The sequence below is a fragment of the Paenibacillus sp. ICGEB2008 genome, from assembly GCF_000307675.1.
In the GTDB taxonomy this organism is placed as follows: domain Bacteria; phylum Bacillota; class Bacilli; order Paenibacillales; family Paenibacillaceae; genus Paenibacillus; species Paenibacillus polymyxa.
The window spans coordinates 84,680-97,784 of the sequence record NZ_AMQU01000008.1; the positions used below are offsets into that span (position 1 = coordinate 84,680).

Below are 13,105 nucleotides of genomic sequence, written 5' to 3' on the forward strand. Positions count from 1 at the left end.
TGATTTACATCACATAACAACCTGACTAAATTATATATATTGATAATGATTATCATTATCTATAAAATATCATTAACAGTATATATATTAGGGGGATTACAGTGAAACCGATTTATATTACCTTAGGGTTTTTATTTTTGGCACTTGGAGTGATTGGCGTAGTGGTGCCGTTGCTGCCGACTACACCGTTTCTGCTGCTGGCAACCTTTTTCTTTATGCGGGGGTCTGAAAGGATTCATCAGTGGTTTTCGAATACATCTTTGTACCATAAGTATCTGGAAAGTTTTGTACAAACCAGGTCGTTGAAGCTGTCTACAAAAATTACGTCATTGGGCTTAGCGTCAGCTATGCTCATTACAGGCTTTATCTTTACCCCCATTGTGTGGGGCAAGGTGCTCATCGTCTTGGTCATCCTTTTTAAATACTATTATTTTATATTTCGAGTCGGAACTGTGAGGGAAGGTAAGGCGGAAACTCCGTCTTCATCTGAAGCCGTCCCTACTCCGAAAAAAAGGTCTAAAATGGTCGACAGTCGTCTACTAGGCCTGGTGGAGCATTCCCGAAAATATATCATCTTGGGTGTGCTCGTACAGTGGATCGGTCTTTTAGGGAGTATAGCCGCCGTTTTGTCTATGGCCTTTGTGATGCAGCAAGCATGGGAAGGACAAGTAACTCGCCAGCTAATTCTATCCATGACAGTCATTGTTATTGCTGCCATTGCCGTTCGCTTCCTGAGTAATTATGCAGCCAGTATGTTGTCCTATCGGGCTTCAATCAATGCTAAAAAAACGCTGCGCTCACAGATTTACAGCAAGCTGTTAAAGCTGGGCCCCTCTTATACGGATCATACCTCCACCTCAGGGGTTATTCAGGTTGCTGTAGAAGGGGTGGAGCAGCTTGAAACCTATTTTGGTAGATACATGCCTCAGCTATTTTATAGTCTGCTTGCACCTGTAACGTTGTTCATCACCCTCTCTTTTGTCAGCTTCAAAGCGGCTATCATTCTATTGATCTGCGTTCCCTTAATTCCAGTGTCCATTATTGTTATTATGCGAATGGCTAAAAAGCTGTTTCGGAAATATTGGGGCAGCTACGTCAATTTGGGCCACAGCTTTTTGGAAAATGTACAAGGTCTGACCACGCTCAAAATTTACGGGACAGACCAGAATAAACATCAGGAAATGAACACAGCGGCTGAGGATTTTCGCAAAATGACAATGAAAGTCCTGACCATGCAGTTAAACTCCGTAGCTGTCATGGATCTTATCGCATTTGGTGGTGCCGCCGCAGGTGTGCTGGTCGCTGTTAGCGAATATTCATCGGGTCACATTGGCTTGGCGGGAGCGCTCATCATTGTGTTGCTGTCGGCAGAGTTTTTCATCCCGCTTCGTCTGCTCGGTTCCTACTTTCATATTGCCATGAACGGAATGGCAGCAAGTGACAAAATATTCAAAATGTTGAGTACAGAGGATCTTGTACAAGGACAACAAAGCATAGAATCTACAGACATTCGATTGGAACGGGTAAATTTTGCTTACGACGAAAGAGATACCTTGCGTAATATAACCATGGACATTCCTCAAGGCAGCTTCGTTTCCATTGTTGGAGAATCAGGCTCAGGTAAAAGTACGGTAGCCGGATTGATCGTTGGACATCATGAGGGTTATCAAGGAAGCCTGACGATCGGAGGAACCGAACTGACCTTCATTTCGGAAGAAAGCCGCATGCGTCATATGACCTGGATCGGTTTTAACAGCTATATTTTTAAAGGCACCGTCGAAGCAAATTTGAGAATGGGCAATGAGCACGCGGATGAGCTACAAATGCTGGAGGCGTTGCGACAAGTGAAGCTGTATGATTTCATTCTCTCCGAGGGAGGATTGGAGGCAGAGATAGAGGAGCAGGGAGCGAATCTGTCAGGAGGACAGCGTCAACGTCTAGCACTGGCCAGAGCGTTGCTGCACGACAGTCATGTATATATTTTTGATGAGGCTACTTCTAACATTGACGTTGAGAGTGAGGAAGGAATCATGGAGGTCATACATGCACTGGCAGGTCAAAAAACAGTGATTCTCATCTCTCACAGACTGGAAAACGTGATCCAATCTGACTGTATTTATGTGCTGCAAAATGGTTTGGTGGCAGAATCCGGAACGCATCAGGAGCTGTTGAGCCAGCAGGGACATTATGCGGAGATGTATCTCAGTCAGCATCGGATGGAACAGTTTGTGAAAGGGGGTGCTGTATATGCGTAGACCCGGTTTACGAATCATGGGTCAATTGTTGGTCTTGGCAGGACCTCTTTTACCTGTGCTGCTCATCACGATTGTTACAGGGGTGCTCGGCTTTGTGTGTGCTATTGGCATTATTGTGTACGGGGCCCTTGCCCTACTGACAGCAACGGGCATCACGACAGGCTACAGCATGACATTTTTGCTGACTGCCATCGTGCTATGTGCTGTATTGCGCGGTGTATTTCGTTATGGCGAGCAAATGAGTGGTCATTATCTCGCTTTCAAGCTGCTGGCTGTGCTGCGAGACAAGGTGCTTCAAGCCTTGCGTAGATTGGCCCCAGCCAAGCTTGAAGGCAAGGACAAAGGGAATCTGATATCGCTGATTACAAGTGATATTGAGCTGCTGGAAGTATTTTATGCGCATACGATAGCGCCTGTTATGATTGGCATCATCACTTCACTGCTCATGGTATTTTTTATAGGCTCTTATGAGCCTTTACTAGGCTGGATCGCTGCGCTTGCTTACATAACCGTCGGTTTGTTTATTCCCCTACTTACGACACGTATGGGCAAGCGCCAAGGGATGGAATACCGGAGCAGCTTCGGCCAGCTGAGCAGTTATTTTTTGGACAGCTTACGTGGGATGAAGGAAATTGTGCAATATGGGCAAGGGGAACAACGATTAAATGAAATTAACCGTCGTACGGATCAGTTGGATGCCAAGCAGAAAGAGTTGAAGCATCATGAAGGCATCACAAGAGCAGTCACAGATGCAGCTGTAGTCGGATTTTCATTCTTGATGCTGCTAGCTGGATTGTATAGCATGTCTAAAGGACAGATGGATTTTACAAGTATGCTGATTTCAGTCATTGCTCTGTTTAGTTCATTTGGTCCGGTGGTCGCACTGAGCAATTTGTCCAACAATTTGCTTCAAACGCTGGCAAGCGGGGAGCGAGTGCTAAGTCTGCTGGAGGAGAGCCCGGAGGTAGAAGAAAATATGAATGGAATGACCGTTGGCTTTACTGGAGCGCAGATAGACAAGGTGACTTTTGCATACGATGGTCAAACGGTGCTGAATGATGTAAGTCTCACGATACCACACAAGCGAATTATAGGTATTCAGGGTAAAAGTGGGTCCGGTAAGTCAACGTTGCTGAAGTTGCTGATGCGATTCAGGGACCCGCAGAAGGGTGGGATTTTACTATCTGACCACGATTTGAAGGACATTGAGACCCGACATTTGAGAAGCTTGCAAAGCTACGTCGATCAGCATACATTCCTGTTTGACGATTCCATTGCAGCTAATATCAAAATTGGAAAGCCGGATGCTACACATCAACAGGTTGTGGAAGCAGCCCGTAAGGCATCAGTACACGATTTTATTATGACATTGCCTCAAGGATATGACAGCCGGGTCGGAGAGTTGGGGGACAGGCTGTCTGGTGGTGAACGCCAGCGCTTGGGGCTGGCCAGAGCCTTTGTTCATGATGCGCCCCTGTTACTGCTAGACGAACCAACTAGCAATTTGGACAGTTTGAACGAAGCGATTATTTTAAAATCGTTAAAAGAACAGCAGCAAGACAAAACGATTATCCTTGTTTCGCATCGAAGCTCTACTATGCGAATGGCTGACGAAATTTTTCAAATGGATAACCGCCGACTCTCCTGAACGTGATGAAAGCTGGGAAATAAATGTGATGCTTTGAAGGCGAAAGCTGTAGCCTGTTCATCGTTTTGTCATAAAATGGAGTGTGCGTGTTGAAATGGGAGCGTCATCCTTATTTAAATCATCCAGCTTTTCAAGCTTGTCTTATTTTGATAGCCTATGAGGTGAGGATTTTGCAAATCCTGAGGTATATTGACAAGTCATAAACATCATAAATGATGGATGAACAGAGGCTATAAGCCGATGTATAGAAATGGGTGGTGAACAGGAATGTCTAATTTCAATCAGCTCAAGGGACTTGAGCACACAGCATATCCCATATATGAAGGCTATGATTTGGGTCTTACTTATACGCCTGCGGGCAGCAAATTTAAGGTATGGGCACCGACTGCACAGCAGGTTCATATCGCGTTGTATACCGACGCAGGGGTGTACGATCATGAAGGAATCGTTCAGGAGCACGGCGGTGGTCAGGAATTTCTCATGAATCGTGATGGTCACGGAGTATGGTCTATAGAGCTGGAAGGCGACTGGAACAGATATTATTACATGTACAGGCTGGAGTGGGCGGACCACAGCATTCATTATGCTACCGATCCATATGCCAGAGCGGTATCAGCCAACGGGCAACGTACGGCTATCATTGATTTGGATCGAACGAACCCGGATGGATGGGAACAGGATGAGGGACCCGTACTTGAGCGTACGACAGATGCTATTATCTATGAGCTTCATGTGCGTGATTTTTCGATGGACCCCGATTTTAATACGGGTATAAAAGATTTATCTACTGCTCAGGGGCGGTTTGCAGCCTTTACGTATACGGGATTAATGGATTCCGAGGGTAACAGTGTCGGACTGGATCATTTGCTGGAGCTGGGCATTACACATGTTCATTTGCTTCCAGTGGCTGACTTTCATACGGTGAATGACTTTTCGGAATTAGGAACTGAATATAACTGGGGCTATGATCCGCAGCATTATAATGTGCCGGAGGGATCTTACTCTTCCAATCCAGCTGACCCGGAGATGCGTATACGAGAGCTGAAACGGCTGGTACAGTCTCTGCATACTGCTGGCATTGGTGTCATTATGGATGTTGTGTACAATCATACGTATTCGGTGGAAAAGGGTCCGTTTGAGCCGATTGTACCAGGATATTATTACCGTACGGATGAGCAAGGGAAGCTCACCAATGGATCAGGTGTAGGTAATGAACTGGCAACCGAACGTCCGATGGTGCGCAAGTATATCAAGGATTCACTACGCTATTGGGCAGAGGAATATCACATAGATGGCTTCCGGTTTGATTTGATGGCGTTAATTGATACACCGACTGTAGAGCAGCTTACCCGAGAGCTTCGCGCTGAAATACGTCCCGATCTGCTGATCTATGGTGAGCCTTGGACGGGTGGGGAGTCCCCGCAGCCTTTGCTTACATTAAAAGGAACGCAGCGGGATAAGGGCTTTGCCGTTTTTAACGACAATTACCGCTCTGCCATTAAGGGAGATAGCGACGGTACCGGGAATGGGTTTGCCACGGGGGCGGAAAATCAGGAGGAACGGGTACTTCAAGGTGCTTTTGGAGCTATCTATGATTTTACAGCTCATCCATCAGAGACCGTCAATTATGTAACGGCCCACGATAATCTCAATTTGTGGGATAAAATTTTGACGGTGAGACATGTGCGGGAGAACTGTCGTTTTCCGCAATGGGAGCAGGGGAACCCCAAAGATGGAAGGACAGCCGAACAAGCCGTAGCTGAAGCAGACCCGTATCAGGAACTGGATGAAAGTAACCTACTTGAAAACGAAACTGTACGTAAGTCTCTGTTGGCTAACGGCATGATTCTGACATCGCAAGGTATTCCTTTTATCCATGCAGGGGATGAACTGCTGCGTTCCAAATATGGAGACCATAACAGCTACCGAAGCTCTGATGTGGTAAACGCTATCCGGTGGAATAACAAGGCGAGGTTTCGATCCGTGTTTGATTACTACCAGGGCTTAATTGCTTTGCGGCGCAGTCATCCGGCATTCCGTATGGATCAGCGTGAGCTGGTGGAGCAGCATATGGAAGTCCTGCAAAGCAGTGGGCATGTGGTGGCTTTTGCATTGAGGCATCATGCTAACGGCGATGCCTGGAATCATATTGTGGTGATTTATAACGGTTCGGATACAGAGCAGACAATATCATTGCCTTCGGAATCGGATCGTTGGCATGTGGTCGTGGATGCACACGGGGCCGGGAATGAGACACGCTATGAAGTGGTAGGCCATCGTGTGACTGTATCGCGCTGGTCGATGATGGTGTTGTATGATCAGGCTGGACCTCCCCAGGCCTCCTTTTTGACTGAGCAAGATCAAGCTAACGAGCAAGTGGATAACGAAACGAAGGGCTTAGATGAGGGGACGAATCAAGAGATTGCAGGTACAGCAATGACAGATGCCCAGCGAGGAAACGATAGAGCGGTTATTCCGTTTCGTACGATTGAACTGATCTACGAGCGTGCAGACCGGCAATACTCTGGCTGGAATGTGTGGGTATGGGGCACCGGACACCAGGACGGACATGTTGAATTTCACGATTGGGATGATGGTCGGGCAGTAGCCCGCATTCGGGTGGCTCCTGATGTACAGCGAATTGGCTACATTGTCCGACTGAATCACTGGGATGCCAAGGATGTGGAGGCAGATCGATATATTGATGTAGATCCGACCCAGTCTGTGATGCAGGTATTGATTCATAGTGGCAGAGAGGAATATTTATTACTGGTTAACGATAACCGGGCGGGATAGACTTGTATGCCTGGTTGCCATATATACACGAGAAATAGCATTTTTCGATCATTTCGAGAAATGCTATTTTTTTATGCAAATGTGCGTCAGTTTCAGAAAAAAGGGGTAAAATAGAATTATGGACTTGTTTAGTTTTGCCAGCTTGCTGGCTTATATTCTGTAGTACGACTGGTAAACAAGCAAGATTCTTGGAGGAAAATCATTTGTAAGGTAACCTGAAGGAGGTTGTATATCATGAGTTCTAATGGAGGAAGTATTCAACTAACCGCCCAGCCGAGAACAGAGAAGAAGGGTTCGGCCATTCGTGGATTGAGGTTAAAAGGACGGATTCCAGCTGTGGTTTACGGCTCTGAAATCGAGGGAACCCCTGTACATGTCGATGCCAAGGAATTTAATAAAGTAATCAGAACCGGACGTTCAGAGGTTTTTAATCTCACAGTAGAAGGCGGAGAAACGATTCCAGTCATTATTAAAGATTATCAACAGCGTGACAACCAATGGTTGCATGCCGACTTTTTGAAGATCTCCAAAAACAAACCGCTTCGCGTGCGTGTTTCGATTGATTATCAGGGTACGCCTGTAGGTACAAAATCAGGCGGTATTCTGCAAGTTCAAGAAACAGAAGTCGAGGTTGAAGGTTTGCCTTCTGACTTGCCGTCCACTATTGAAGTGGATGTATCCGCACTGGATATTGGCGACAAGCTGAGCGCAAGCGACTTGAAGCTTCCTAAAGGCGTGACGCTGCATGTCTCTGAAGAGGAGTTGCTGGCATCCGTGATCGTTCCGCGTGCAGTCGAAGTAGAGAATGCTGCTGTGGAAGGTGAGGCAGCGGCAACTGAAGGTGCTGAAGGGGCTTCCGAAAACAAGGAATCTTAATGGATTCAGCAGGCACATTGAACGTCTGCCAATTAAAGAAGATGATCAAACCGTGAATTAAAACCGTTCCCTGTTAGGGGGCGGTTTTTCTCTTTAAAGTACGACCATCATTCAATACGCGTTCAGATATGACGATATATATAGTATGGTATTTACATTTTTATTTTATAAATACCTAATATATCTCTAAGGAGCGCGTACACAATCATGGACAGAACGAATGAATTGTTGTGGCAAAGAAACAAATTGGTGATCATTATTTTTTGGATTATGACTTTGAGCAGCATCGTCCCGGCAATATCTAATCCCTCGATGTGGATATCTAGCGGTGTAGGATTAGTAGTCGCGGCAGTTTTGACGATTCTGAATATACAAAAGATAGGAATCCGGCTTATTCCTTGGATTATTACATTTTATAGTGCATTAATATGTATATTTGTGAACTTATCTAGTGTGGAGGTAGTGACTACGATCTTTATTTGTTCATTGTTGCTACTCTACCCATCTTATCCATATTTTCTGGTAGCTATGACTTTAAATTTATGTAATATTTTTATACAAATTACGATCGGTACGCCTGCAACTCTGCCAGCTACCGGTTCTTTGCGTTATGTACATGAATTTATTATTGTAGGGCTGATTGGGTTACTATTGTTAGTGGTATCGGTGTTAAACCAAAAGCAGTTTAAGATAACGGAGGAACAAAATAAAAATATGGATGCCACAAGGCAACGTATTGAATTTCTATTTGAGCAAGTGAGGCAAGCTGTAGCGGGATTACATAGCTTTACAGAACGATTCAGGAATCAAGTGGATGCTACAGGCATTGTGACGAATGAAGTCGCCATCGGGTTTCAGGAGGTTGCCGAAGGGGTAGAGATGCAGGCTTCGAATATCACTGAGGTAACCGATAACTTGGCTCAGTCTGACCGGCATGTGCGCGAGGTTGCCGATCATTCCCGGGAGCTGAAGCAGCTCTCTGAAGATACGAAAAATGCCGGCGGTAGAGGCAGCAGTCAACTGCTTGCATTAACATCTCAAATTAAAGATTTGGGTCAGGTGATGAGTCGTACCAAAGAAGAATTGGATGAGTTTAAATTGCAGAGTGACAATATGTCTGCCATGCTTAAAGATATTACTCAAATCTCAAAGCAAACCAATTTGCTGTCCTTGAATGCATCCATTGAGGCCGCCAGAGCGGGAGAGCATGGAAAAGGATTTGCGATCGTGGCTGGAGAAGTGCGTAATTTGGCTGAGATGGTTGGGAACACCTCAGTGGCGATGGAGGGTATTTTGGAGCAGCTGAGGACTCAGATGGATTCCGTCGTAAGCCAATTTGACATGGGACAGGAAAGATTACAGCAAAGCATGGAGTCGGCACATTCGACCGAAATTGTACTGGAAGATATCCTGCAAAATGCCAATAAAGTATTGGTGCAGGCTGTGGAGGTAGAGTCCAGTACGAATAGTATGCAACAATTTTCGTCTCAGGTCGTTCAAGAGATGATGGAATTTTCCAGTGTGACAGAACAAGCAAGTGCAGCGTCTGAACAAATTTTGGCTGGAGTAGAAGAGCAGCAAAATATAACCTCCAATATGGTGGCGGGATTTAGTGAGCTGGAGGCATTGATTATTCAGTTGAAAGAGCTGGTCCATGATCAGAATGAGAACAACAGCTCTAGTGAAATCGGCAAAAGTAAATAACCGAAAAGCATCATCATCGGACTAGAGATCCGGGGCTTATCGCTAACAAGCGGTATCCCCGGTTTTTTACTTCTTATTGGGAAGAAGGGAATGAAGTGGGAAGTTTTAGAAGCTATAATTAGATGGAAGTTGATGGTATAATTTGTGGCAGTTTAAATGCTTTGGAACAAGGGGGAATGACGATGATGATGGGAAAGCAAGCACCTAAATTAAAAGCAGGAGACGAGATACGCATTCTTTCGCCATCCCGAAGCTTGTCTATTGTTTCTGAGGAAAATCGACTGATTGCTCAGAGTAGACTGGAGGCGCTTGGGTTTAAAGTGAGCTTTTCACAGCATGTGCTGGAAAACGATGATTTTGCATCTTCTTCGATAGAGTCTAGAGTAGCTGACTTGCACGAAGCTTTTGTCGATCCAAAGGTAAAGGGCATTCTGACCTCAATTGGGGGCTATAATGCCAATCAGCTTCTAGCCCATCTGGATTATGATCTGATCGGCGCTCATCCTAAACGATTATGTGGCTATTCGGATATAACGGCGTTAAGCCATGCGATTTATGCCAGAACAGGGCTTATCACGTATGCAGGACCTCACTTTTTGACGTTCGCCATGTTGCGAGGAAATGAATATACGACGACTTATTTCCAAAGGTTAATGTTGGAAGAGGGTAGCATTCAAATCCAATCGTCGCCAGAGTGGAGTGACGATGCTTGGTATCAGGATCAGGATCAAAGAAGCTTTCACCGCAATGCGGGTCCATATGCGATTCATGAAGGCGAAGCAGAGGGTACGATTGTGGGCGGAAACTTGTGTACTCTGAATTTGTTACAGGGAACCCCATACATGCCAAGTCCAAAAGGAACCATAGTGTTTGTTGAGGATGATTACGAAAGCTCTCCCGCTACATTTGACCGGGATTTGCAATCATTGTTGCACCAGCCTGAATTTGATCAGGTTAAAGGAATCATCATAGGTCGATTTCAGAAGGCTTCGCATATGACAGAAGAATTGCTGCGGCAAATCATTCGTTCGAAAAGAGAATTGGCCTCTATACCGGTGATTGCAGATGCTGATTTTGGTCATACCACGCCGCAGTTTACATATCCGATTGGCGGGAAGGTGCTTATTCGTGCCCGTAATGGCAGGGTAGGAATTGAAATATGTGAGTAGTGGTTTTTTATTAATACAACCTATGTAGGCATATCCGTTTTTATTTGGGAGGAACGCATGTGAACGCCTTGCTGGAAATGCTGATGCAGCTCTTTGAGCGCGCAGCATTGTTGCTGATTTGTTTGTTTTTTATTACACGTATCCCCCGATTTAAGGAAACCTTGCAGAAGAACAGTCATTCTCCGGCAGAGCTGACTTTACTAACATTGATTTTCTGTATGTTTGCCCTGTTTGGTACCTACACCGGGATTGAAGTTGAAGGCTCGCTGGTTAACGTTCGAATCATTGCAATTATGGCGGGCGGTATTTTGTTCGGACCCTGGGTTGGGATCATTACAGGTATTGTATCGGGGATCCATCGTTATCTAATTGATATCGGGGGAGTGACCTCGATTCCGTGTCTGATTACAAGTATTCTGGCAGGTGTGGTGTCAGGATATATCGGCCGCCGGGTCAATCGTTCCAAGAGATGGCTGGTCGGCATCGCTGCAGGTATGGTCTGTGAAGCGTTGACGATGCTGCTCATTCTGGTGATGGCAGAACCTCACGGCCTTGGTGTGGACATCGTTTCCAAGATCGGTCTACCGATGATTATCGGAGAGGTCAGTATCGGTTTAATCGTTCTATTGATCCAAAGTGTAGAGGGGGAAAAGGAGAATATCGCAGCAAGACAGGCCAAGCTGGCATTGGATATTGCCAACAAGACGTTGCCTTATTTTCGTTCGATTAATGCGGAATCCTTGCATACGATTTGCTCAATTATAAAAGAAGACATCAAGGCAGACGCGGTGGCGATTACGGATACCCGAGATGTACTGGCTTACGTTGGATTTGGCGAAGAACGCTATCATATCGGGGATGAAATTATTAGCGATGTGACTAAATCGACGATCCGCAGTGGTAAAATCACGATCCGCAACCATATTGCTGACGACAAAACGCCCCAAATCCAGTCTCTGCTCATCATCCCGTTAGAGGAGCGGGGAGAAGTAACCGGAACCCTAAAGATTTACTACCGAAAAGCTTATAAAATCACGTATCCGTTGCAGACGATGGCGATTGGCTTGTCTCAGATCATTTCCACGTTAATGGAAGTGTCGCGTGTGGAGCAAATTAAGGAAGCGGCGAATAAGGCCGAGTTAAAGGCACTCCAGACGAAGATCAACCCTCATTTTCTGTTCAACGCGTTGAATGCCATTGCCTCGACGACGCGCACCAAACCGGATAAGGCGCGAGAGCTGATCATCAATTTGTCAGGCTATCTGCGTTATAATTTGGAGCTGAATGATGATTTGATCGAAATTCACAAGGAGCTTCAACAGGTGTCGGATTACGTAGAAATTGAAAAAGCTCGCTTCGGCAATCGGCTTCAGGTGGAGTATGTAATGGATGAGGTGTCCGTGCGTATTCCGAGCCTAATTATCCAGCCCCTAGTTGAGAATGCGATTAATCATGGAATCCTCAAGAAAAAAGGGCCAGGTACAGTAACCATTTCTGTAAAAGACCGTGGCGAAAAGGTGCGTATTTCTGTAGCTGATACCGGGGTGGGTATACGGGACGATGTAGTGGATAACCTATATCATGATCAAGTTCCGGCTAAACAGATCGGCTTGTACAATGTGCACAGAAGACTCAAGCTTATGTACGGTGAAGGAGTCATTATTCTTAAACATGATCCGGGCACCGAAGTATATTTTGACATACCAAAGGAGAAGTCATGAAGGCCATAATTGTAGAAGACGAACTTCCAGCGCGTGAAGAGCTGGAGTATCTTATTCAGACTCATAGCAGTATTGAGGTGACCGATAGTTTCGAGGATGGACTGGATGTATTCCGGTTTCTGCAAGATCAGGAGACGGATGCGATCTTTCTGGACATTAACATTCCTTCATTGGACGGGATGCTATTGGCACAGAACATTAGCAAATTTGCTAAAAAGCCCTATATTATTTTTACGACCGCCTATAAAGAACATGCGGCGCAGGCTTTTGAACTGGAGGCGTTCGACTACATTCTCAAGCCATATGATGAAAAACGGATCGCATCCATGCTGCATAAGCTCGAAAATGCTTATGAGCAGCGAAACGCTCAGATACAGGAACCTGTCCAGGCTGGGCAACCCCGAGCTGCTGAAACCAGTACCGTTGCTGCTCCGGGGCGTATTAATCTGCTGAAAAATGACAAAATTATCGTAACGGATGCAAACGATATTTACTATGCGTGTGCGCAGGAAAAGGTAACTCGTGTCTTTACAAGGCATGAAGAATATACGATGCCGATGAGCATTTCGGAATTTCATGCCCGCCTGCCGCAGCAGGACTTCTTTCGCTGTCACCGATCGTATACGGTTAATCTGTCGCAAATCCGTGAAATTGTACCTTGGTTCAATCATACGTATCTCTTGCGCTTGCGTGGACTAGAAGCAGAAATTCCGGTGAGTCGCAGTAAGGCCAAGGAGTTTCGGCAAATTATGCGACTTTAAAGGCATTTCATTCCGCTATATGTGCATTTCATTCCTCAAACGATTTCTAGCTGACATGCAGGGTTATAATAACCGTGTAAACAGAATCCTTACAGAATTGCTCTTTCACAGGCGCAAAGCGTACTGGATTCACGGTTATCATCATAACAAATGGATGCTGTAGAGCCGGAATGAA

At 45.6% G+C, this 13,105-nt stretch carries 8 protein-coding genes; all 8 read left to right on the top strand.

Annotation, left to right across the window (positions count from 1 at the left end; genetic code table 11):
• Positions 1-101 precede the first annotated feature (101 nt).
• Positions 102-2,255 (top strand): DUF454 family protein, encoded by a 2,154-nt coding sequence (locus tag C400_RS0109190; protein WP_017426747.1) that lies wholly within the window; start codon positions 102-104, stop codon positions 2,253-2,255.
• Complete coding sequence (locus C400_RS0109195) at positions 2,248-3,903, top strand: amino acid ABC transporter ATP-binding/permease protein (protein WP_017426748.1); 1,656 nt, start codon at positions 2,248-2,250, stop codon at positions 3,901-3,903. The genes C400_RS0109190 and C400_RS0109195 overlap by 8 nt, the downstream gene beginning before the upstream one ends.
• Positions 3,904-4,170: 267 nt before the next feature.
• Positions 4,171-6,699 carry a type I pullulanase gene (gene pulA, locus C400_RS0109200; protein WP_017426749.1) on the top strand — a complete coding sequence of 843 codons (2,529 nt, stop codon included), beginning with the start codon at positions 4,171-4,173 and terminating at the stop codon, positions 6,697-6,699.
• Between the two features lie 234 nt (positions 6,700-6,933).
• A complete protein-coding gene (locus C400_RS0109205) occupies positions 6,934-7,575 on the top strand; it encodes a 50S ribosomal protein L25 (RefSeq protein ID WP_016819048.1) in 642 nt (213 codons plus the stop codon).
• Between the two features lie 207 nt (positions 7,576-7,782).
• The gene (locus C400_RS0109210) at positions 7,783-9,279 is read left to right on the top strand and encodes a methyl-accepting chemotaxis protein (RefSeq protein ID WP_017426750.1); all 1,497 of its coding nucleotides are present in this window, start codon (positions 7,783-7,785) and stop codon (positions 9,277-9,279) included.
• 182 nt (positions 9,280-9,461) lie between these two features.
• Positions 9,462-10,448 carry a S66 family peptidase gene (locus C400_RS0109215; protein ID WP_017426751.1) on the top strand — a complete coding sequence of 329 codons (987 nt, stop codon included), beginning with the start codon at positions 9,462-9,464 and terminating at the stop codon, positions 10,446-10,448.
• A 59-nt stretch (positions 10,449-10,507) separates the two neighbouring features.
• Positions 10,508-12,169, top strand: coding sequence for a sensor histidine kinase (locus C400_RS0109220; protein ID WP_016818665.1), 1,662 nt, complete (start codon positions 10,508-10,510; stop codon positions 12,167-12,169).
• Positions 12,166-12,930: a LytR/AlgR family response regulator transcription factor gene (locus tag C400_RS0109225; protein WP_013372559.1), complete on the top strand. Its 765-nt coding sequence runs from the start codon at positions 12,166-12,168 to the stop codon at positions 12,928-12,930. Before C400_RS0109220 ends, C400_RS0109225 begins: the two co-directional genes overlap by 4 nt.
• Positions 12,931-13,105: the final 175 nt, after the last annotated feature.

Excerpts from the sequence above, each read along its gene's own strand:
- C400_RS0109195 (WP_017426748.1), top strand. The coding sequence starts at position 2,248 with ATGCGTAGACCCGGTTTACGAATCATGGGTCAATTGTTGGTCTTGGCA.
- C400_RS0109225 (WP_013372559.1), top strand. The coding sequence starts at position 12,166 with ATGAAGGCCATAATTGTAGAAGACGAACTTCCAGCGCGTGAAGAGCTG.
- C400_RS0109210 (WP_017426750.1), top strand. The coding sequence starts at position 7,783 with ATGGACAGAACGAATGAATTGTTGTGGCAAAGAAACAAATTGGTGATC.
- pulA (WP_017426749.1), top strand. The coding sequence starts at position 4,171 with ATGTCTAATTTCAATCAGCTCAAGGGACTTGAGCACACAGCATATCCC.
- C400_RS0109205 (WP_016819048.1), top strand. The coding sequence starts at position 6,934 with ATGAGTTCTAATGGAGGAAGTATTCAACTAACCGCCCAGCCGAGAACA.
- C400_RS0109215 (WP_017426751.1), top strand. The coding sequence starts at position 9,462 with ATGATGATGGGAAAGCAAGCACCTAAATTAAAAGCAGGAGACGAGATA.